Raw genomic sequence first — 22,351 nt, 5'->3', positions numbered from 1 at the left:
ATTAAAACAAGTCTTGCACCCAAGGTCTATGCTTTCTAAAGTAGTCGTAGCCTTTAAAACGAGTGATTAACTATGATCCGAATTCGCGCATATCAAAATGGGGACGAGCAAGAGCTTTGGAGTTTATTTTTTGAAACCATGGATACAAATTCAGGAAAAAGTAAACAACCGCTGCAAGTAGAACCATGGAATGTCGAACTGTTTCATCCAGAACGTTGGCAACAAACCTTAGCTCAAGTAAAACCTTATGTTGCTACTTTAGACGGGCAAATTGTTGGTTTTGCTGATTTAAATCCTGACGGAAGCATAGAACACTTTTTCTGCCTACAAATTGGTGACAATGGCATAGCTAAACGGCTACTTAGACGACTACTTGGGGTTGCTCAGCATCGTAAAATTAATTGTCTGCATATGCGCGTAAGTCAGCATGCTAAAGCGTTTTTTGAAGGACAAGGCTTTTATTTAGTTCAAACCAGCAGTGTTTGTTTTGATAAAGACCTCGAAGATAGTTTTGCGATGGAGCGTAAACTATAGTGCCAATTGACTCCAAAATTCTTCATGACTTTAATCTTAATTTACTGATTGTTTTTGAAACGGTCATGCGCAAAAGCAGTTATTCGAAAGCAGCAGAAACGCTAGATGTTTCGGTTGCTAGTGTCAGTAAAAATATGGACCGCTTGCGCAGCGCATTTGACGATCCCCTATTTATTCGAGTCGGTCGAGGCATTGAACCAACGGTATATGCGCTTGAACTATCGGATGTTGTGCGTCCAATGTTGGAGCGACTTAGCGGCGAACTCATGGCAAAGACTGATTTTGACTGTCGTCAATCAGAGCAGCAGTTTGTCATTTGTGCACCTAAAATGGTTGAATCTGTGTTAGCGCCGCAGTTAATTGTTCAAAGTCAGCGAGAAGCCCCAAAAGTTAGTTTCGAGTGGCAAGAAAGTAAATTGATGAATCAAGAGCTTTCACAGCATCTTCGCCAGCATAAAGCGAATGTAATGTTTGATATTGAGGCCAGTAGCGATCCATCGATACGCAGCGAACTCGTCTGCCTTTCTGAATACAAATTGGTCTGTGCTCAAAGCCATCCTCGAATGAAGCGGCCGGTTTCGCTGGAACAGTTCAATGCGGAGCGTCATGTAGCGTTTAATAACAAAGGATTTGAGCCCTACGCGCGAATGCTGTTTAGAGGTTTTGGTATTGAACGAAATATTAGCTATCGCACCGGTTCACTATTTAGTTTAGTGCAAACTTTAAGTCATTCGGAGTTGGTAGGTTTGCTACCTGAATGGTCAATCCGAAACTACAAAACCACAAGCCCACTAAAAGTGTTGGACTTGGATTTTAACCTACCTCAAGTTCATCTTTACATGCAATGGCACGCTCAAGGTGAGCGAAATGGATCTCAGATGTGGTTACTCGAGCAACTTCGAAATGCATCTAGGCAGGCCTTTAACATTAGCGAAGCTTAACCTAAGGTTAAAGATGAATTAACCTCAGGGATCTTAACCAAAACTGCTCATTTCGTATACTACACACCATCGCAATTAAGTTTTGGGGCTGGTGTTGGAATCAAACAAACTATCTAAACTGTTGATTATATTTGTCGTCGTTTGCGTCAGCTACATTGCAGGTGCACACTGGTTACAGCAACAAAAATCATTAGAAAGTCTCACCAGTCAGCAATCGATGATGGAGCTTGATCTCGGCGATTTTGAATCCTCCTTACATGAAAAAATGCGCTCCTTACGCATCATCACGCGACTGCTAAGTGTCAGTGATATGTTAGAGGGTTTTATCTTGCAACCGAGCGCAGAATCACGAAAAAAAGCCGAAGCAGGTATTGCACGTACGATGCAACTAAAGCAATCATTAACCAAAATTCGCTACTATAGTTTGACTGGAGGTAGTCATCTCCAAATAAATTACGATGTGCAGAATCAATCAACCACTGCCATTGCAGCAGGGCAAAATCAAAATCCAATCCGAGCTGAATACTTGGAACTTGCCCATAAGCTGACTGAAGGTCAAGTTGGTTTTTATAGTTTTACCGATGAGCAAGCTAAGGCTCACGACTTACCGCTTTCACAACAAGCGATGCGACTAATCTCACCCGTTTTCATTGATGGTAGTAAACGAGGGTATCTTGTTGTCAGCTTAGACACTGACGCTTTGTACGCGACGATAAAAAGCATTGTCATTGATGGGGCGATGACCCAAGTTGAAGTGATAAATCCACAGGGTGATTATGTTTATAGCGAATTGAATCATCGCTTGTTTAGCAGTGCTAAGGGCCAAATGTCTGCTGATAATGTTCGCGAGCAATCTCCGGCGTTGTGGCAGCATATTCAAAACAACGAGGCGTTCTCTCGGCAGAGCGATAACTTGCTAGAAAGCTATCGACACATACAACTGAATTTTGACCAGTCCAATCCAAGCGAGATTTGGCTAAAAACTAGCTTTGCTATTCCGACTGAATTAGCGACCCCAACTGTGTTCAGTAGTATTGATAGCGTAAGTGCACCTCATTTCTTACTGATAATGCTGGTTAGTTTATTAATTTGGTCTATATATTTGATTCGATATAACGCTGCGCGAGACCAAAGTTTTTTTAAGGCATCATTAGCTAATCTTTCGTCAACCGCAATTTTAGATGTGAATGGCAAGCTGATTTTCAAAAACGCAGCCTTAACCCAACTTCTAGTCGAACTAGATGCTTTGAGTCCTCAACCCAAGACCCTACAAGAGCTATCGAAAGCAATTGGTCACCCGCAACTAGCGAATAATTATGCGGGTGCATGCAGAGATTGGCAAAATGTAGTAAAAGATATTGAGTTAACAAGCGAAGGAGATACGGCACATTGGGTTCAACTTAAAATTAATCGGGTCAGTAAAAACAACGGGTCAGTGATGGGATTAGTGTTTTCGATGGAAGATATTAGTCAGCGCAAGCTACTCGAAACTAAACTAACGCAAATGAGTTACCGTGACGAGTTAACGGGACTATCAAACTATCGCGCCTATCAAGATGAACTGAGTCGAGCGATGGCTAAAGCTCAGCGCCACCCCAACATGTACTTTAGCCTATTACTCATTGACCTTGATTTCTTTAAACAAGTTAACGATAAATATGGTCACGATGTCGGAGATGAGGTGTTGCGTCATTTCTCCGCTTGTCTGCAAGACAATAAACGCGATAGTGATTTTGTCGCTCGCTACGGAGGAGAGGAGTTTGTGCTCATTCTACCGCAAACAACTGCTGAGCAAGCGGAAATACTTATTCAACGCTTGTATCGTGATATATCGAAAACCAACCATTTACCACTAAGTTATAGTTTTAGCGCTGGCTTATCGACCTTCTATTCGCCAACGACTAATGCCGATGCTTTCCAACGTGTTGATAGCTTGTTGTATCAGGCTAAACACCAAGGTCGCAATCAAGTCTGTCGTGACGACTGCGATGGTATTGTTACCCTAAATCCGATGGTTGCTAACACCGCGTCGACAGAACAACCCTATCGACTGGTGATTTAGTGCAATGTAAGTCTTGGGTTTATGGAAGTGCTTGGCCACGGGCACTGACCAAGAGTTGATACCAGTGTTCGCGACTTAGTTTTACCTGAGTTGCTTGAGCGCACGCTTTAATACGATCCGGGTTGGCGGTACCGATAATTGCTTGGATATTTGCACTGTGACGCAGAAGCCAAGCAAGGACGATGGCTTCTTTAGTCACTTGATATTCACCAGCGAGTGTTGCCACGAGTTGCGAAGTTTCGCGTATATTGGCGTGTTCGCTATTGTCTCCGCGCCCACAATACAATCCCTGGGCTAAGCTCCCCCAGCTTTGTAGTTGTATGCCCTTAGTTTGACAGTGTTGCAGCGTACCCGCAAAGCTTGCATCAATTTGCGGGTCAATACATGGTGCAACCCCAAATTCGAAGTGCTCCCGCCGCACCAAACTGAGCTCTACTTGATTGACAATCAGAGGCATGTCTAGTGCTGATTGCAAATACTGTATTTGATGCGCGTTCATATTTGACACACCTAAATGATTGTACTTACCAGCAGCTTTGAGCGCCCTAAGAGTCGTGGCAAGCTCATCGAGTTCCATCAATGGATCAGGGCGGTGCAGTGCCAGCACGTCCAAATACTCAATCCCAAGACGCTGCAATATGCCATCTACACTTGTTTCCAGCCATTGCGCAGAAAAATCATAGCGGCCAGGCGCGGTCGCATCTTCGAAACGGATCCCACACTTTGACTGAATGTAGATATTTGAGCGTAATTGCGGCTGCCGCTTTAGTACTTCACCAAAGCACAACTCAGCTTTACCCATGGTATAAATATCGGCGTGGTCAAAAAAGTTAATACCATTTTCTACCGCGCTATGCACTGCCGCTTCCGCGTGATTAATGAGGCCATTATCTATCGGGCTATTATCCCACGAGCCTCCCAAACCCATGCAACCAAAAGCAATTTGAGATGCTTTTGGAAGGCTACTGTGAATGGGTAAAACTGTTGTTGATGTTGGCATGCGTATTCCTAAATAATACTGATAATGAATTCTATCAGTTTCCCTAGTCAATAATATTGGGGTTTGATGAAAACATTGTTTACTATACTGAACAATGAAAACTATATTCGGCATGTAGTGAACAATGTTATCGCATAAAAAAATGGAAAGTTTACTGCTCTTTATTGCAGTCGCTGAGCACTTAAGTTTCACCAAAGCTGCTGCAGAGTTAGGGGTGAGTAAAGCATATTTGTCCGAACAAGTACGTCGCTTAGAACTAGAGTTTAATTGTCCACTTTTGATCCGCAGTACTAGAAGTGTGCGTTTAACCGAGCAAGGCCGAAAAGCGCTCAGCCAAGGTCTTGAAATCAGGGCTTCTTTACTAAGCTTAGAGCGTAACTTAGGCGATCAGCAAGACACTATTAGTGGTCCTATACGCATCACTGCGCCGCGGATGTTTTGTCAGCACTATTTAATGCCATTGTGCTGCGAATTTAGAACTCAATATCCGCTGATTTCGTTTAGTATTGATAGCAGTGAAACGAGTTACAATCTAAATCAAAACGAATTGGATTTGGCGTTTAGGGCAACGATTAATCCACCCGAAACATTAATCGCTACACGTTTGTTTGATTACGACCATTGTTTCGTGGCTAGCCCTGAATATCTAGAACGCTGTGGCGTACCGAAATCTGCAGCGGACCTCAAACAACATCAATGCATTAGCAATTTGCAGCAAAGCAGCTGGCCGATGTTAAGTGGTCATGTTGAGTTCAAGCCTTGGATGATGGTCAATGATAACGCACAATTGAAAATGCTAACCTTAGACGGACAAGGGGTGTTGCGTATTGCGCGTTACTTTGTAGGCAACGAACTCCAACAAGGCCGCTTACAAGAAGTTCTTAATCATGAAGTGTTGCCTGGCCCAAGCGTTTATATGTTGCAGCCGCAGTTAATATACCCGTCGGCAAAAATTAAAGTGTTTACTGGGTTTGTTAAAGAGTTTTTTGCGAGCAAAATCGAAGAGAACAGAATACTTAACTAATTTCTATAGGTGTTTAGCATGATAGATTTGTTTAGCGCAGCGACTCCAAATGGCTACAAGGTGTCTATTGCTCTTGAAGAAATGGGCCTCAATTATCAACTCAAAGCTATCGATTTGACCAGCAATGAGCAAAAGCAAGAATGGTTTTTAACCATCAATCCAAATGGCCGAATACCAGCGATTATCGATCGCAGCAACGATGATTTTTGCGTATTTGAGTCCGGCGCAATACTTATTTATCTTGCTGAAAAGTCCGGCTTGTTTTTGCCAACAGAGCCAAAGCAGCGCTCGCAAGTGTTGCAGTGGCTTATGTTTCAAATGGGCGGGGTTGGGCCAATGGTTGGACAGGCACATGTTTTCTATCGCTATTTCCCAGAAAAAATTCCAGCTGCTATCCAACGCTATCAAAGCGAGGGGCGTCGTTTGTATGAAGTACTAAACACCCAACTTGGTAAACACCCATACATCGCTGGTGATTTTTCGATAGCTGATATTGCAACCTGGCCCTGGGTAAGTAAGTACGAATGGAGTGGTATCTCACTTGAAGGACTTGACCATTTACAGCGCTGGATCGAAGAGTTAGCTAAGCGGCCAGCTTTTATTCAAGGATTGTTGAAGCCTGAGTCTGGTTTTAAAAATGATGCTGAGAAAGCTCAAAAGAATCAAAACATGGTAACGCGTTGAGTTACCTTGTATAAGGTGGCTATTGTTTTGTTGGAAGGAGTCAAACTCTATGTCTGCATGGAAATTATTGTACGCGTTTAAAAACTCAGAATTGATGATTGTTGAACTTGAACACCTTGGCTTACCTGAAGCCTCGGATAAGTCGCAACGATTTCAGTGGTTACGCATTGACACGATTGCTCAGGCAATCACGCCCTTAAGTTTTATTGCAATGCAAGATGGGGAAGCCCAGCAGTATCGTAAATTTGACCTGGGTGAGTTGTACTTCACAGACACCGAAGCTAAGTTTTCTCCGGCTCCAACTATAGAGCAGCATCTAAAAGCGGTAGAGCTAGAGCTTGCGTTACAGCAGGTCCAAACCTTAGTCGATAGCTGGTTAGCTGTCTAACAGTTGAAGTAGCAAAGAGCCATCATGCAAGGCACGCTTGACTAGCGCTAGGCCGCCCATGGTTGGGTTTTGCTGAAATTGAGCTGCTTGTATGGTGGTATCGCGCTCAAAAGCTGCCAGAGCTTGGTGGGACACCGATTGTTGTACGCCGCTTATGACGATATCGTTGGCTTGCATAATTTCCCCAGAAATTAAAACTTTCTCTGGGTTAAACAAGTTAATGACGATCGCGATCGCGCGTCCGAGAGTTTGTCCACAATGCTGCAAAACTTGTTTGCAAACTTGATCGCCCATGTTGGCTGCGTGGCATATCGCATTAATATTTACTTGTGCAGCGCTAAGGCTACATGGGCTACCTTGTTCAATAATTTTGCGAACTCGGTTTTCAATCGCCTTATTGCTGACGACGGTTTCTAAGCATCCTAAATTGCCGCATTGACAAAGCTCACCCAAGGGGTCAATTTGAATATGGCCGATTTCCCCAACATCACGATGTTGACGCATAAAGACTTCGCCACCAATTATAATCCCAGCGGAAGTCCCGTTTCGAACCGAAATCAGGGCTGAATCAAGGCAGTCTTGACTAGCACCAAAATAGTGCTCACTGAGCGCCATAGCTCGCGTATCGTTACCTAAAAATATAGGCAATTTGTAGTGCTCTTCAAGTTTAGAGCCCAAAGCAAAATCTCTAAACTCATAGTGCGGGGTGTAGACGACCGTACCACTGGCTGTTGCAACTAAACCCGACAAGGTTAAGGTCACTGCAATTAAGGGCTGATTATCGTGGTATTGTTCAATAAAGGCATCTATATCTTCAATGATCTGTTCTGTGACTTCATTGGGGTCTTTTGATTGAACCGATAATTGTTGATGTGCTTGTTGAGAGCCGCTTAAATCGTATAAAGAGATATCCAGAACACCGCGCCCTAAGCGCGCTGAAATAAACTGATAAGGCCGTTGCAGAGTCATTAAGGAAATTGCGCGTCGTCCACCAGTTGAAGCTTGTTGTGCAACCTCTTGGATTAATCCAGAAGCCAAGAGCTGGCGCGTAATTTTTGTCACCGAGGCAGGTGCAAGCTGGCTTTGCTCGGATAACTGAATACGTGATATTGGTCCCTGTAGGTCAATCAGCCGATAAATTGCGGCTGTATTGACTTGCTTAACTCGATCAACGTTAACTATCTGCTTATGATACATCGTGGTCTACTAACTTCCCGTCAGAAATAGATTGAAGTACGCGGTGTTGCGCATCAATAATGTTCAAATTGGCTCTATAGCCGGCTTTAACTTCACCTAGTTGTTTTTGTTTAATGGCGCGCGCTGGGTACAAACTAGCCATGCGTAAGCTCTCTTCAAGCGTAAACCCTACTTTTTGCACACAATGCTTAATGCTTCCCATCATGGTTATAGCCGATCCGCCAAGCGTTCCATCGGCACCGAAGCAGATTCCATCTTTAACTTGTATCGTTTTGCCAACAAAATCAAAGCTACTAATATCAGAACCGGCTGCTGCAGTCGCGTCGGTTACCAGGCACAATCGTTCACCGAGCATCTTTTTGCTGATACGCATGTTGGCCGCATTAACATGGTGTCCATCGGCGATAATACCAGCATGGATAGTTTCGCTGTCAAAAATCGCTCCAAGTACACCAGGTTCACGGCCAGACATCATGCTCATGGCATTAAATAGGTGCGTGGCAAAACCGGCACCTGCTTTGATTGCGGTGCTTGCCACATCAAAACCAGCATTCGTATGTCCAAGAGACACCAAAATTCCTGCTTCCGAAAGTTGCTTTATCATTGTTGGATTAACGTTCTCGGGTGCGAGCGTTACTTTACAGATATGAGTATGATTTTCCAGCAAAAATTCTAGTCGTTGTTGTTTAAGCTCGCGAATGTATTTGTCACTATGAATTCCTTTTTTCTCAAGGCTTAAATAGGGACCTTCGAGGTGCAGTCCAAGTGTGCGGGTATGATCGCTGGACTGGTAATCTTTAATGACAGCCACAGCTTGTTCCATTTCTTGGTCGCTGGTGGTGATTAAAGTTGGAAGAAAGCTGGTGGTACCGCTTTTAAGATTCGTTGCATGCATATGATCAAGTGTTTGATGACTGAAATCACCGTTGAGCATGACGCCGCCACAGCCGTTGAGCTGTAAATCAATGAAACCTGGCACGATGTATTTACGTTGAACGTCGATGCGCTCCATACCCGGATCAATCTTTTGTCGTTTATCGACTCTCTCGATGTGTTGTCCTCGAACAACGACAGCTAGATCGGTATGAAAGGCCTTTTCGTCAAATACAAGTCCATTTACTAAGGCATAGGGTCTCATCAGTCTCTCCTGTTTGAGCTAGCAACCTGTGTTGCGCTCACTTGCTTGTTTTCAGCTCATCGTCCTTGCGTTGAATCTGACTACAAAAATTGATACTAGCATGTTTTCACTGTCCATAAGTGCTTCATTTGCGACCTGAATTATGATTTGCGTAGAGAGCAATAAGCTGGGAGCCCTACCTGGCGGGTAAGTAACCCAAGTTGCTAACAACAATTCACTTCAGTTGCTTTGACTATAACAAGTTTATTTTCTTTGTAAAATAAGTAGCGACATTTAGTATTGAATAGTGTCTATATATGGGGATTGTTGTGATGTTTAGCACGTTTTTGGCTATCTAAGTTTGCGAAGTGAAAAAAGTTAAGTAGACTGAAAAATAAGAATTGAGGGATATGGACTTAGCCATACAACTCATATCTCGATTTTGTACAACTATAAGTTTAGTAACGTTTTAGTATCTTGGTTCGTCATAGACATCTGTGCCACCGAGATAGACAGAACCTTCACATAGGAAGATAGAGGTTATTATGATTGGTTATTTACAGAAGATCGGCAGGGCGCTAATGGTTCCAGTCGCAGTATTACCCGCTGCGGCCATTTTAATGGGTATTGGTTATTGGATTGATCCAACCGGCTGGGGCGGTAACAATGCACTAGCAGCGTTTATGATTAAATCCGGTGCTGCAATTATCGACAATATGTCGGTTCTGTTCGCCATTGGTGTTGCATATGGTATGTCTCGCGATAAAGACGGCGCAGCTGCTTTAGCTGGTTTTCTTGCTTACACAGTTATCACCACTTTACTATCTCCTGGCGCGGTTGAACAAATAGGTTTAGTCACGCTTGATGAAATCAGTACGCTTGCATTTGCTAAAATCGGTAACCAGTTTGTTGGTATTCTAAGCGGTATATTAGCAGCAGAGCTTTATAATCGCTTCTATCAAGTAGAGCTGCATAAAGCGCTTGCATTCTTTAGTGGTAAGCGCCTAGTCCCTATTGTGACTTCAGCGGCTGCTATCGTTGTTTCATTTGTATTAATGATGGTTTGGCCAACAATCTTCGCCGGTCTGATCCACTTTGGTGAAAGCATCACTGAAATGGGCTCCGTTGGCGCAGGTATCTACGGCTTCTTTAACCGACTACTAATTCCTGTAGGGCTACATCATGCACTAAACTCAGTATTTTGGTTCGATATGGTTGGTATCAATGACCTTGGTAACTTCTGGTTAGGTCAAGGTGGTATTGATTCGGGTGCAGCAGTTGTAGGTGAGACGGGTCGTTATATGGCTGGCTTCTTCCCAATTATGATGTTTGGACTACCTGGTGCTGCACTAGCGTTTTATCACACGGCTCGTCCAGAAAACAAAGCTAAAGTTGCTTCGATTATGGGCGCCGCTGCCGTTGCGTCATTCTTTACCGGTGTAACTGAGCCTCTTGAGTTTGCCTTTATGTTCGTAGCACCGCTGCTTTATGTAGTTCACGCGCTATTGACCGGTATTTCAGTGTTCATTGCAGCGTCTATGCAGTGGATGGCTGGTTTTGGATTCTCTGCTGGTTTAGTTGATATGGTGTTGTCTTCTAGCAACCCAGTAGCAACACAGTGGTATATGTTGATACCGCTAGGTTTGGTAATGTTCGCTGTTTACTACTTTGTATTCCGCACGCTTATTCTAACGCTTAACCTTAAAACTCCAGGGCGTGAAGATGCTGACGAGGATGAAGCTGAGTTTAAGTCAAACGCTACCCATGCCGAAACAGCTGCATTAGTTTTAGAGCTAATTGGTGGTAAAGACAACCTAAGCTACGTCGACAACTGTGCAACGCGTCTTCGTCTAGAAGTTGTAGATAGTGATAAAGTTGATAGTGCTAATCTGAAGAAACATGTACCGGGGGTGATTATCCCAAGTAAAACGGCGGTACAAGTTGTGATTGGTCCACATGTTGAGTTTGTAGCAAGTGAACTTAAGGCGCTGAATAAGTAGCCAAAACAAACAGAAAGTAATCAAATTATAGGCTGAGTGAGAACTCAGCCTATTTTATCGTTTTGTTTGCTTGTAACTACCCAGTCGATGCGAGATTATAGCCGGTCTAGTGACGTAGTAATGGCAAAGGTAAATCGCATGACTCAGGCGGACAATCGTCCCAGCAATTTTATTCGCAACATCATAGATGGCGATCTTGCATCAGCAAAAAATACAGAAGTTCACACTCGCTTTCCACCGGAGCCTAATGGCTATCTACATATTGGTCACGCGAAGTCTATTTGCTTAAACTTTGGTATCGCCAACGATTACCAAGGGCAGTGTAATCTTCGTTTTGATGATACCAACCCCGAGAAAGAAGACATTGATTACGTCCATTCAATTCAGAATGATGTGAAATGGCTTGGTTTTGAATGGGCTGGCGATGTTTGTTACTCGTCTAACTATTTTGATCAACTATTTCAATATGCTATGGAGCTTATCGATAAAGGCTTGGCTTTCGTTTGTTTCTTAAGTCCAGACGAAGCGCGTGAATATCGTGGCAGCTTAAATGAGCCGGGTAAAAACAGCCCTTATCGTGACACCAGCCCAGAAGAAAACCGAGCATTATTTGAAAAAATGCGAGCGGGAGAGTTTAAAGAGGGGGAGTGCTCGCTGCGCGCCAAAATAGACATGAGTTCTTCGTTTATGTGTATGCGCGATCCCATTATTTATCGGGTCAAGTTTGCACACCACCATCAAACGGGTGACAAATGGTGCATTTATCCAATGTACGACTTTACCCACTGTATTTCTGATGCGATCGAAGGAATAACTCACTCACTTTGTACCTTAGAATTCCAAGATAACCGACGCTTGTACGACTGGGTTTTAGATAATATTTCGATAGAATCGCGCCCTTATCAGTATGAGTTTTCGCGACTGAACTTAGAATATACAGTGATGTCAAAACGAAAATTAAATCAACTAGTGGTCGAAAATCACGTTGAGGGTTGGGATGACCCGCGTATGCCTACGATCGCAGGTTTGCGCCGTCGTGGTTATACCCCGGGGTCCATAGTTGAGTTTTGTAAACGCATTGGCGTGACCAAAATGAACAACATGGTTGAATTCCCGATGCTTGAAGCGTGTATTCGAGAAGATCTAAATACCAATGCACCGCGTGCAATGGCGGTTCTTGATCCACTAAAAATTGTGATTGAGAACTACCCAGAAGAACAGCTTCAAATGATTGACGCACCTTTGCATCCAAGTGAAGACATGGGGACGCGTCAATTGCCATTCTCGCGTGAAATTTACATCGAACGTGAAGATTTCCGAGAAGAAGCTAATAAAAAATACAAACGTTTAGTGATCGGTAAAACGGTTCGATTACGTAATGCTTACATAATCGAGGCGACTCGTGTTGATAAAGACGAGCAGGGCAATATCAGCTGTGTATATTGTAATTATGCGCACGATAGTTTAGGGCAAAACTCAGAGCTTGTGGCGAAGCCAAAAGGCGTTATTCATTGGGTTAGTGTTGCTCAAGCTTTACCCGCAACGTTTAGACTTTATGACCGTTTATTTAGCGTTGCCAATCCACTTGCCCAGGACGACTTCCTCTCAACCATAAATCCGGACTCGTTAACTAGTCTTCAAGGTTTTGTTGAACCTGCACTGCTAGAGGCACCAGCAGGTCTTGCTTACCAATTTGAGCGCCAAGGTTATTTTTGTGCGGACAATAAAGATTCAACATCCGACGCTTTAGTGTTTAACCGTACTGTTGGATTGAGAGACAGTTGGGCGAAAGTCGTCGAGTAAATTAGTATTGGATATCGGTAGCTTGTGATGATTGAATTTTGCTGCTGTTTTTAAGGATAGAAAATGTCGGATAAACAAAATATGGTCGCTAGCGAACAAGCATTAGTAGGTCGAGAGCAGCCTCTTAAGTTAACCCAAGCTAACCCTATCTCAGGCTTAGCCGTTAATGTCCAAGCCCAAACCGGGCAGAGCATTGCGTACTTTGGCATGGGCTGCTTTTGGGGAGCGGAACGTTTGTTCTGGCAACAGGCTGGCGTGGTTCACACTGCGGTAGGCTATGCCGGTGGTTTTACTCCAAACCCAAGTTATACCGAAGTTTGTAGTGCGCAAACCGGGCACGCGGAAGTTGTAAAAGTTATTTTTGATCCCCTTGTCATCAGCTATGAAAAACTAGTTGAGTTGTTTTTTGAAAATCACGATCCAACCCAAGGCATGCGCCAAGGTGGCGATGTGGGGACGCAATACCGCTCGATGATATTGTTTGTCGATGCACAGCAACAACAACAAGCTCAGGCACTTGCTGGCGCTTTCCAAAGTGCACTTAGTGAGGCTGACAAAGGTGCAATGACGACTGAAATTGAGGCCTTTACCGGTTTCAATTTTGCTGAGTTAGAGCATCAACAGTATTTACACAAAAACCCTGAAGGCTACTGTGGTCTTGGGGGAACGGGTATTTGTATGCCCCCATCTTTAAACCGTTAATAGGTAATTTAATGATCCACAACGATATACTTCGCCGACTACGCTATGCCTTAAATCTTAATGATGCTCAGATGATCGAGATATTCGCATTGTCGGATTATGAGATTGAGAAAAGCTATATGTTGTCGATCATGCTTAAAGAGGGAGAAGAGGGCTTTCTTCCTTGTCGTGACGCCGTACTGGAGCTTTTCCTTGATGGTTTAATTATCAAGATGCGAGGCAAACAAGAAGGTAAAGAACGTCAAGGTTTGAAGCCTGGTGAACGCCTTAGTAATAATGACATATTGCGCAAACTCCGCATTGCTTTGAACATGCGAGAAGACGATCTAATCGCAACTCTAAAGTTGGCTGATTTTAATGTAGGGCGTTCAGAGCTTAGCGCTTTGTTCCGAAAATCAACACATCGTAACTATGTTGAGTGCGGGGACCAATTACTGCGCAACTTTTTAAATGGGCTGTCTAAACGTCCTTAATTAGGGCTGTATGCATCAGTTGGTATTTATTGCGCGAACGAAAACCTGCTTTAATGTAAGTGTTTTTGGCGCGCATATTGTTTTTATCAACTTCTAACATCAAGCGCTTAAGTGGTGCAAGCTTAACCTGTTGACGTATCATGGTAAGTACACTACTGCCTAAGCCCTTACCTCTGGCTTTTTCGTTAATATAAAACTCGTCTATAAATCCGCACTTTCCGCCAAATTCTATTGAATAACTATAGCAAACAGCCATATAGCCAACAAACTGCTGTTCGTATTCAACTAACCATACGTCACCGTGCTCTTGCGTGTTATCTAACAGCTGCTGTAACACCTTCTCTAATATATCGTCAGAGATAACAATTGACTCAAAATGGTGGAAGGCCTGAACTAAGGGTTTAAGCTCAGGTAAATGCTCTAGAGAGGCGTGTATCAAGCGCATGGTTAGTGTCCCTTTATCGAAACGCAATGGCAAATGCAGCTACTTAAGCCGTTTACAAATGTACTTAAGAATTGCATCGCAGTGTTCAAATTATAGGACTTTAGTCAAACAAGTTCAAAGACTAGGCATCAGCGCGTTTCGATTAGATCAGCATTGTTCTTCACTTTTCCCCAAGCTCATAGCCTAGCATCGATTAAGTATTTCTATAATCGACTTTATTCAACCTGGGCAGTGCTTGCCCTAAATTGCGAATCTATATCACGCATGCGCTGCACTTTTGGCTCAGAGCGTCCAACAACATACTCAACAGCGAGCCAGCTATCCACAATCTTTTTAGCCAATTCACTACCAATAACGCGCTCTCCCATGCATAGGATTTGAGCATTGTTACTTAAAATAGCGCGCTCAGCAGAGAAGCAATCGTGGCACTGAGCTGCCCGAATACCTGGGAATTTGTTGGCGGTAATAGACATACCTATTCCTGTGCCACATACCAAAATCCCGCGGGTAGCTGTTTTATCCGTGACCGCTTGAGCTACTCGCGCGGCAATATCAGGGTAGAACGTACTTTCACCGGCATTTACACCAACATCAATAAAGGCCACGCCCTTTTGTCGTAGGTGATCAATTAGGATGTCCTTAAGCGCTAGTGCTGCATCATCGCAACCAATTGCAATGGTCATGTAGAAATCCTTTAAGCAATAATCTAAGTCTTGTTTAGTGTATCGCTGAGTGAGAAAATGTTCAACTTGGTTTCTTTTGTTCAGTGTGATCTGGCGCAAGATTACACAATCATTTATAAAATCTAGCTATGAATTGTCAGGTTACGGGTTTTGTAGGTGTTGTTGCCAAAGAGAATGATTACTGATGGATGGTACGGGCGTGAGTATTTGTAATGCTTGTGAGCGCAAGGAGAGGTTGTTGCAACTAAGCTGCAGTGAGTTTGGAACCAACTGCCGCTTTACTAAATCGAAACAAACCGTCGGTAATATTGAGGTCTAGATTACAATTACCGACGATAAAACTATTGGCAAAGCCTTATGATTTGAGTGTAGCCTTCAACTTGCCATGCGCTTCGGCCAATGAATAAGCCATCAACAAACTCGCAGTCAATAAGGTCTCGCGCATTACTAGGATTTACACTACCGCCATAAAGCAATGGAACATCGTCTACTAAACCATGGTCTAGTGATTTTAAGTAAGCTTTGATTGCGCAATGAACCAGTTCTACATCTTTTATGCTTGCTGCTTGTCCGTGCTCCCCAATGGCCCATACAGGTTCGTATGCAAGTATGACGTTAGAGACTTCTATTAGACTAAGCCCTACTAGGCTTTGTTTAACTTGACACAATACGGCTTCGACAGAGCAGCCACTATGTTTTTGCTCTAAAGTATCGCCGACACAAATCAAGGGCTTAAGCTTATGCTTAAGTGCAGTCTTTACTTTTGCATTAACACGCTCATCTGTTTCGGCGAAGTATTCTCGACGTTCACTATGACCAAGTTCAACAATAGTTGCACCGCAATCAGTTAACATCTCAGCTGAGATCTCGCCAGTAAATGCCCCGTTTTCGGCCCAAGCCATATTTTGCGCGCCAACTTTTACGTCGCTGCTTTCCAGTTGGCTAGCAACGAAATCAAGATAAGTAAAAGGTGGAATAACAAAACATTGGATGTCGTTAACTTGATTGTCAGACAGCCAAGACTTTAAGCCATCACAAAACAATTGTGCTTGAGCTTTGGTTTTATTCATTTTCCAGCTTGTACCAATCCACTTTCGATTCATACGGCTACACCTTGCTTTACAAAATCGGCCATTGATTTAAAAATGATAGCAGTAGTTATTGCACCTGGATCCGGGTGCCCTAAAGAGCGCTCACCCAAAGTTTTTGCTTTGCCAGTTGTCGCTATCATTGATTTTGTTGCTTCAACACCTTGTTTTGCTGCTTCGGCGACTTTACTCAAAGCTGACTCGAGTGACTCATTGCTTGTTGTTTTTGACATTTGTAAAGCCATATCTGCAGCGTCAATCATGGTTTTGTCACCGGGGCTTGCACCGCCGCGATCCATAACACTCTGTAAACCGGCTTCAATTAAAACTGGTAAAGACTTCGCATCAAAGTCGCTAGTCCCTTTCAGTGCTTTACCTCCAGCTCGGAAGAAACTGCCGAATATAGCCCCCGATGCACCACCCATAGACGCCATCATCGTACTACCAACCTTAATAAACACCTTATCGACGCTGGCAAGTTGCTCTTTTTCGAGCATTTCAATTACAGCCAAAAAGCCGCGTTCCATGCCTATGCCGTGATCACCATCTCCGATAACTAAATCGGCTTCAGTCAGCAAAGGCTCACTAGCTACGACTTGTTTGGCGACATACAGCATTAAGGCTTGAGTTTGAGCTGTGTTAATCATAATTTTATTTCCTTAAAGCGAATGAATGACACGGTGCGTCGTATAAAGGAGTAAGCGTGTCGTCAAGTTTGAGCAAACTTATTGAATACCCGGCCATTTCCTGAGAAGTGCAATAACTACCGATTAAGGTGTCGTGAACTTCAATATTTTTTGATTCTAAATAGCTATGTACTTTGCGGTTAGCGATTAAAAGCTCCATCACGGTTGAGCTACCCAAATTATTTATGAGTAAGCAAACCTTGTCGCCTGCAACAAACGGTAGGTCTTCTATTATTCTATCAAGCAGCTGTTCTACAACGGTATCTGCACTTGCCATTTTTTCTCGTGAAACACCGGGCTCTCCGTGAAGACCCATTCCATACTCAAGTTCATCATCGGGTAGTTCAAAATTGTACTTGCCTGTTTGAGGAATAGAGCCAGCACTTAACGCCACGCCAACGCTTCGCGTACAATCGCGTGCATGAGCTGTTATCTCTGTGACCTGGCCCAAACTCTTGCCTTGTGCGGCTGCAGCGCCGGCAATTTTCAGAACAAATAGATCGCCGGCAACCCCTCGACGCTCTTTAATTTTACTTAAGGGAGCGGAAGCAACGTCATCCCAAATTCGAATGGTTTGAGTTTCGATATCTTCATCGTCTGCAAGCTCAGCAGCAATATCAAAGTTCATATTGTCGCCGGCGTAATTACCATAAACAAAAAGAACTCCCTTGCCTTGATCTGCAGCTTGGGCTGCGTCAAGAATTACTCCCGGAGGGGGTGCAGCAAAAATATCACCACAAGCAGCCGCCGTAGCTAAACCTGGTCCCAAGTAGCCAGCAAACATGGGTTCGTGACCACTACCACCTCCGGTTACAATTGCGACTTGTGGGCTAGGCAAGGGATTGACGCAAACAGCGCCTTTGTCGCCTATAGCTTGGATACGGCCATGATTGGCTGCTATGAGTCCCTCTAATTGTTCTTTGGCAACTTTACTTGGATCATTAATCAGTTTTTTTGGAATACGCATCTACGAATGCCTTATATGCGAAAGCTTAAATTGATTTTGATGCCAGCCTTATCAAAAGACAACACTAAAAACATATGTAATGGCCAAAATGCGAGCAAGATCACCCGTATTTTGTGAAATACTTAATTTAATAAATCAATACCAAAATGCAGTAAAAGTCCTTTCTAGTGGGTTTTTGTAAGTTGTCTCAGATAGTTCATATCTTTGGCGCGCAAGTGCTAGAAGCGTTGGTTAATAATTTTATTGGCCACCAAATTGTGAACATATGATCAATGTCTGAGTTTTTGTAATGGCAATTGTTATGATATTTCTGAACAAACTTAAGGCAAAGGAGCCGCTATGCAATCTCAACTTGAACAATTAAAGGCAATGAGTGTAGTCGTTGCTGATTCAGGTGATATGAACGCAGTTGCTAAGTATCAACCTATCGACGCGACAACAAATCCTTCACTTGTATATAAAGCGGCGCAACTTCCGCTTTATCAAGACCTAATAGACCAATGCATAACGCAGACCCTTGAGCAAGTGCATGGCATAAAACAACAGGCAACGGCTTGTGCACAATTGCTCGCAGTACGAATGGGATTTGAAATTCTACAGATTGTTCCTGGGCGTATATCTACAGAAGTCGACGCGCGATTATCCTATGACGAAGATGCTTGCGTACTCAAAGCTCGTGACCTTATAGCCCAATATGCGCAACTTGGTATCGAGAAAGATCGAGTACTGATTAAGTTAGCGGCGACGTGGCCGGGAATTTGCGCAGCAGAACGATTGGAACGCGAGGGGATCAACTGCAATCTTACTCTTATATTTAGTTTTGCACAGGCGAGAGCTTGCGCCGAAGCAGGTGTGTTTTTGATTTCACCTTTTGTGGGCCGGATACTGGATTGGCATAAAGCTAAAGGCGAGACTGACTTACTCGGCGATAAGGATCCAGGAGTTAAGTCGGTAAAAACCATATACCATTATTTTAAAAAGCATGATTATCAAACCGTGGTTATGGCTGCGAGCTTTAGAAATATCACAGAAATCCAAGCGCTTGCTGGCTGTGACCGATTAACTATTGCTCCCAATCTGCTAGACGAACTTTCGCAGCAAAATCAGATGCTAGAGCAGAGCTTAAAAGCTGAGTCAGTGGTCTATCCAAAACCTCCGGCACTATCTCAAGCGCAGTTTCAATGGCAACACAATGAAGATGCCATGGCTGTTGAGAAGCTTGCAGAAGGGATTCGCATGTTTGCGCTTGACCAAATTAAGCTTGAGAACATGCTAAAAGTTCGAATTGAACAAAGTATTAAGAGTTTAAGCGCAGCGCACTGAGCCTATGTGTAGAGCATTGTCCATAGCTCTTCGGGCTGTGTTCTACTCCTACCAATCCTACCAATCATTTAATCACCTTAGTCGACTACAAGCACTTGTCTCAGCGTCAAAAAAGGCGTCATTAGGTCAACTAGTAACTGCGGTTTTTTCCTAGATCTAAGCGATTAATAAACAGCATGTTATCCAGCGTTCATTAATCTATCACCTTGTGTTATTACGTTTTATTTCTCCTGACCCTACCTGTTTACGCGCGAAGTCGTGCTTAAACTCAGGGTGTGAGCTAGTGTTAGAGATAGATGGATAAATGTAATCATTTTAAAAATGGAGTCGACAATGAAACCCATAGTTGCAAATAATAAACCTGCGAAAGTCAGCTTAACTAAATCGGAAGAATACTATTTTTGCACCTGTGGTCGCTCTCAAAATCAACCGTTTTGTGATGGGTCACATGCTGGGACAGGTTTCAAACCAAAGTCGTTCACGGCCGATCAAGATGGTGATGCTTACTTGTGTCAATGCAAGCAATCTTCTAACGCGCCATTTTGCGATGGTACACACAAGCAAATAGATGACGAGAACATTGGAAAAGAAGCCGATGGTCTGATTATTAAATCAAATTCGCACTCAATAGCTAGCGCAACCAAAGAAGAGCCAACGGTAGCGTTTATTCATCAGTTGGCAAGAGAGGGCTTATCAAAGATGGGCCACCATGGCCCCATGACTTCAATGGGCGTCCCCCGTCATTTGTTACCGCACTGGGACGACCTTCAAGTGATGACTGCACAAATGGCAACACAGCCACTGATGGAGTCCATTGAAGTAAAGACCGAGTTAGTCATCGGACCGAGGGCCAAAAAACCACTAAAACTGAAGATCCCATTATTCGTTTCCGATATGAGTTTTGGTGCGCTATCGCAAGAAGCTAAACTGGCCTTGTCAAAAGGCGCCCAAATGGCAGGTACAGGTATCTGTTCGGGTGAAGGAGGGATGCTATTGGAAGAACAACAAGCCAATTCGCGTTACTTCTACGAATTGGCAAGTGCTCAATTTGGTTATGATGAATCAAAATTGGAAAATGTGCAGGCCTTTCACTTTAAAGGTGGTCAAGGTGCTAAAACCGGCACGGGAGGTCACCTTCCAGGAAACAAAAATATAGGAAAGATATCAGAGGTTCGAGGCATTCCAGAAGGAGAAGCGGCCATCTCTCCACCAACATTTGAACATTTACATACAGCGCAGGATTTTAAACGATTTGCCGACAGAGTCCGCGAAGTAACCGGCGGTATTCCAATAGGGTTCAAACTTAGTGCGAACCACATTGAACAAGATATTCAGTTTGCTTTGGACGCTAGTGCTGATTACATTATTTTGGATGGCCGTGGCGGAGGAACAGGTGCTGCACCTGAAATGTTTCGCGATCATATTAGTGTTCCGACTATTCCTGCGCTTGCCAGAGCACGGCGTTACTTAGACGATCAAGGTCAACGTGGCCAAGTCAGCCTGATTATTACTGGTGGCCTACGCACGCCGATCGATTTTGTAAAAGCAATGGCTCTAGGCGCTGATGGTGTGGCTATTTCAAATAGCGCAATGCAAGCAATTGGCTGCGTAGCGGCAAGAATGTGTAATACCAATAATTGTCCTGCCGGTATTGCTACTCAGCGTGCCGACTTACGCCAGAAACTAAATGTTGAAAAGTCGGCGCTGCAATTGAAAAACTTTTTTGAGGCCAGTGTCGAGTTAATGCAGGTGATGGCACGGGCTTGTGGCCATGATGACTTGGGCTTATTCTGTCAAAATGACTTAGCTACTTGGCATAGAGAAATGGCGCTACTCTCAGGTGTAAGGTTTTCAGGGTATTGTGAGCCTAATACCTAGTTCGATTGTCAGCGATAGTATCTAGTTATGACTTACTTTCGAGAGTGGTTTTCGCCAATTTACTAAAGCAGCTCGCTCGCTTTTGGACTTTTGACTTGATTAGCAAGGTGTAGCAATCTAAGGTATTGATATTCGATGCTTTTATGGTGTATTACTGCAAAGGACTGATCGCGCAATATGTTTGAACTGCAAACGGAACAATTGATTATTAGGGACATGACTCTAGACGATGAAACGGCCTTTGTTGATCTTTCGCAAGACCAAAAGTATCAACGTTTTTATAGTGAGCCAGACTGCGAAGCTGATAAATATCGGCAGTTATGTAAGCTCTTTGTCGAACAATCCAAAGAGCAGCCGCGCCAGTCGTATCAACTTGCGATTGAGCATAAATTTAGTGGCGATTTTATCGGTACTGTTTGCTTACGGCTCGAGCCAGACCGACAAGCCTCGATTGGTTGTGGTTTAGCACGAGCGTACCAAGGCAATGGCTTAATTCACGAAGCTGCAAAGGCGCTCATTTGCTTCGGCTTCGATAAGCTTGGTGTTCACCGTGTTTACGCTGAAACCATTAGCGAAAACAAAGCTGCACTTCGACTTTGCAAATCTTTGGGACTGCAACAAGAAGCTCATTTTCGAGAACATCGATACTTTAAAGGCCAGTGGTGGGACACGATTGTTTTGGCATTACGCCAAAGTGAATGGTCACAGTTTCAAGTCGACCAAAACTGCACTAATCCATCGCTTAAAACACCAGTGTAGCTGTTGAGGCTCAGATCTATTTTGTCTACAATAGAGCACTTTAAAATTTCAGGCCACCTTTATGACCGAGTCTAACCCGCTACCCGCTTTACCAGATCGCCTTTCGAGTAACCCGCGTAGCCCGCATCATGTTGCAGAAGTTTTTGAGCATGACATTGGTATATTGTTAAATGGAAAAGAACGCACCAATGTTGAAGAATACTGCATTAGTGAAGGCTGGGTTAAAGTTCCTTCGCCTAAAGCTTTAGACCGTCGAGGGCAACCGCTTTTGATTACCCTAAAAGGCACTGTCGAAGCCTTTTATAGTTAAGTCGTTCGCTTAAAAAAAGCTAGGTTACTAGGCTAAAGCCTTAGTCAGCATTTTACGTGTTCGATGTGATGTTTCGATTCGAACACGTGAGCGCTTTCTTTAGACGATCTTATGGCCTGCGACAAATATATAGCAATACCCACACTCCTGCGAAATGTAATCTTATTTATTAGTTTTGATTGTACTATCGTTTTCAATTATTCTTTGCTCATCGTTTATTGGTTATTCAAGGAGGATATTCATGAACATTTGCAAATATAACTTTGCATCCATTTTTTGGTTTAAGC

22 protein-coding genes are annotated in these 22,351 nt (G+C 43.6%); 14 read left to right on the top strand and 8 right to left on the bottom strand.

From position 1 onward, the window contains the following. Window positions 1-72 precede the first annotated feature (72 nt). The 3 genes from DBZ36_RS07645 to DBZ36_RS07635 all read left to right on the top strand — a co-directional run bounded on the left by DBZ36_RS07645 (window position 73) and on the right by DBZ36_RS07635 (window position 3,537). Complete coding sequence (locus tag DBZ36_RS07645) at window positions 73-534, top strand: GNAT family N-acetyltransferase (RefSeq protein ID WP_120354310.1); 462 nt, start codon at window positions 73-75, stop codon at window positions 532-534. Then, window positions 534-1,475, top strand: a complete 942-nt coding sequence (locus DBZ36_RS07640) for a LysR substrate-binding domain-containing protein (RefSeq protein WP_120354309.1) — start codon at window positions 534-536, stop codon at window positions 1,473-1,475. Before DBZ36_RS07645 ends, DBZ36_RS07640 begins: the two co-directional genes overlap by 1 nt. Window positions 1,476-1,569: 94 nt before the next feature. After that, the gene (locus tag DBZ36_RS07635; RefSeq protein ID WP_120354308.1) at window positions 1,570-3,537 is read left to right on the top strand and encodes a GGDEF domain-containing protein; all 1,968 of its coding nucleotides are present in this window, start codon (window positions 1,570-1,572) and stop codon (window positions 3,535-3,537) included. Window positions 3,538-3,556: 19 nt separating this feature from the next. On the opposite strand, the gene DBZ36_RS07630 is transcribed toward DBZ36_RS07635, so the two are convergent. Then, a complete protein-coding gene (locus DBZ36_RS07630; RefSeq protein WP_120354307.1) occupies window positions 3,557-4,537 on the bottom strand; it encodes an aldo/keto reductase in 981 nt (326 codons plus the stop codon). Between the two features lie 124 nt (window positions 4,538-4,661). Here DBZ36_RS07630 and DBZ36_RS07625 point away from each other — a divergent pair, with 124 nt between their 5' ends. From DBZ36_RS07625 to DBZ36_RS07615, 3 genes are read left to right on the top strand one after another with little or no spacing between them, the layout of a single operon-like run. Beyond that, a complete protein-coding gene (locus DBZ36_RS07625) occupies window positions 4,662-5,561 on the top strand; it encodes a LysR family transcriptional regulator (protein ID WP_120354306.1) in 900 nt (299 codons plus the stop codon). An 18-nt stretch (window positions 5,562-5,579) separates the two neighbouring features. Next, the gene (locus DBZ36_RS07620) at window positions 5,580-6,245 is read left to right on the top strand and encodes a glutathione S-transferase family protein (RefSeq protein WP_120354305.1); all 666 of its coding nucleotides are present in this window, start codon (window positions 5,580-5,582) and stop codon (window positions 6,243-6,245) included. A gap of 49 nt (window positions 6,246-6,294) precedes the next feature. Further along, a complete protein-coding gene (locus DBZ36_RS07615) occupies window positions 6,295-6,633 on the top strand; it encodes a hypothetical protein (RefSeq protein WP_120354304.1) in 339 nt (112 codons plus the stop codon). Here the strand turns inward: DBZ36_RS07615 and DBZ36_RS07610 are convergent. Continuing rightward, window positions 6,622-7,830: an ROK family protein gene (locus tag DBZ36_RS07610; RefSeq protein WP_120354303.1), complete on the bottom strand. Its 1,209-nt coding sequence runs from the start codon at window positions 7,828-7,830 to the stop codon at window positions 6,622-6,624. The genes DBZ36_RS07615 and DBZ36_RS07610 overlap by 12 nt on opposite strands. Then, window positions 7,820-8,968 carry an N-acetylglucosamine-6-phosphate deacetylase gene (nagA, locus tag DBZ36_RS07605; protein WP_120354302.1) on the bottom strand — a complete coding sequence of 383 codons (1,149 nt, stop codon included), beginning with the start codon at window positions 8,966-8,968 and terminating at the stop codon, window positions 7,820-7,822. The genes DBZ36_RS07610 and nagA overlap by 11 nt, the downstream gene beginning before the upstream one ends. Before the next feature lie 524 nt (window positions 8,969-9,492). Here nagA and nagE point away from each other — a divergent pair. The 4 genes from nagE (at window position 9,493) to DBZ36_RS07585 (ending at window position 13,925) form a co-directional block, all read left to right on the top strand. Continuing rightward, a complete protein-coding gene (gene nagE, locus DBZ36_RS07600) occupies window positions 9,493-10,947 on the top strand; it encodes an N-acetylglucosamine-specific PTS transporter subunit IIBC (RefSeq protein WP_120354301.1) in 1,455 nt (484 codons plus the stop codon). Window positions 10,948-11,085: 138 nt separating this feature from the next. Beyond that, window positions 11,086-12,750, top strand: coding sequence for a glutamine--tRNA ligase (glnS, locus tag DBZ36_RS07595; protein ID WP_120354300.1), 1,665 nt, complete (start codon window positions 11,086-11,088; stop codon window positions 12,748-12,750). Window positions 12,751-12,813: 63 nt separating this feature from the next. Then, a complete protein-coding gene (msrA, locus tag DBZ36_RS07590; RefSeq protein WP_120354299.1) occupies window positions 12,814-13,452 on the top strand; it encodes a peptide-methionine (S)-S-oxide reductase MsrA in 639 nt (212 codons plus the stop codon). A gap of 11 nt (window positions 13,453-13,463) precedes the next feature. Then, window positions 13,464-13,925, top strand: a complete 462-nt coding sequence (locus DBZ36_RS07585; protein ID WP_120354298.1) for a YehS family protein — start codon at window positions 13,464-13,466, stop codon at window positions 13,923-13,925. On the opposite strand, the gene DBZ36_RS07580 is transcribed toward DBZ36_RS07585, so the two are convergent. The 5 genes from DBZ36_RS07580 to DBZ36_RS07560 all read right to left on the bottom strand — a co-directional run bounded on the left by DBZ36_RS07580 (window position 13,912) and on the right by DBZ36_RS07560 (window position 17,794). Next, complete coding sequence (locus DBZ36_RS07580; protein ID WP_120354297.1) at window positions 13,912-14,370, bottom strand: GNAT family N-acetyltransferase; 459 nt, start codon at window positions 14,368-14,370, stop codon at window positions 13,912-13,914. The two genes, DBZ36_RS07585 and DBZ36_RS07580, sit on opposite strands and share 14 nt — an antisense overlap. 215 nt (window positions 14,371-14,585) lie before the next feature. Further along, entirely contained in the window at window positions 14,586-15,053 is a 468-nt protein-coding gene (gene rpiB / locus DBZ36_RS07575; protein WP_120354296.1) for a ribose 5-phosphate isomerase B, read from the bottom strand. A 341-nt stretch (window positions 15,054-15,394) separates the two neighbouring features. Next, window positions 15,395-16,156 (bottom strand): triose-phosphate isomerase, encoded by a 762-nt coding sequence (locus DBZ36_RS07570; protein WP_120354295.1) that lies wholly within the window; start codon window positions 16,154-16,156, stop codon window positions 15,395-15,397. Then, window positions 16,153-16,788, bottom strand: coding sequence for a dihydroxyacetone kinase subunit DhaL (dhaL, locus tag DBZ36_RS07565; RefSeq protein WP_199711801.1), 636 nt, complete (start codon window positions 16,786-16,788; stop codon window positions 16,153-16,155). The genes DBZ36_RS07570 and dhaL overlap by 4 nt, the downstream gene beginning before the upstream one ends. A gap of 4 nt (window positions 16,789-16,792) precedes the next feature. Then, complete coding sequence (locus DBZ36_RS07560; RefSeq protein ID WP_120354294.1) at window positions 16,793-17,794, bottom strand: dihydroxyacetone kinase subunit DhaK; 1,002 nt, start codon at window positions 17,792-17,794, stop codon at window positions 16,793-16,795. Window positions 17,795-18,133: 339 nt separating this feature from the next. On the opposite strand from DBZ36_RS07560, the gene tal reads away from it, so the two are divergent. The 4 genes from tal to DBZ36_RS07540 all read left to right on the top strand — a co-directional run bounded on the left by tal (window position 18,134) and on the right by DBZ36_RS07540 (window position 22,064). Further along, window positions 18,134-19,117: a transaldolase gene (tal, locus tag DBZ36_RS07555; protein ID WP_120354293.1), complete on the top strand. Its 984-nt coding sequence runs from the start codon at window positions 18,134-18,136 to the stop codon at window positions 19,115-19,117. A gap of 333 nt (window positions 19,118-19,450) precedes the next feature. Then, window positions 19,451-20,995 carry a glutamate synthase-related protein gene (locus DBZ36_RS07550; protein ID WP_120354292.1) on the top strand — a complete coding sequence of 515 codons (1,545 nt, stop codon included), beginning with the start codon at window positions 19,451-19,453 and terminating at the stop codon, window positions 20,993-20,995. A gap of 177 nt (window positions 20,996-21,172) precedes the next feature. Beyond that, window positions 21,173-21,754: a GNAT family N-acetyltransferase gene (locus DBZ36_RS07545; protein ID WP_120354291.1), complete on the top strand. Its 582-nt coding sequence runs from the start codon at window positions 21,173-21,175 to the stop codon at window positions 21,752-21,754. 61 nt (window positions 21,755-21,815) lie between these two features. Further along, entirely contained in the window at window positions 21,816-22,064 is a 249-nt protein-coding gene (locus DBZ36_RS07540) for a DUF3297 family protein (RefSeq protein WP_120354290.1), read from the top strand. The last annotated feature ends 287 nt before the right edge of the window (window positions 22,065-22,351 follow it).

Source organism: Alginatibacterium sediminis, from assembly GCF_003610775.1.
GTDB classification, from domain to species: domain Bacteria; phylum Pseudomonadota; class Gammaproteobacteria; order Enterobacterales; family Celerinatantimonadaceae; genus Alginatibacterium; species Alginatibacterium sediminis.
Note: the sequence above shows the minus strand (reverse complement) of the source record. Positions and strands in the feature narration are given on the sequence as shown.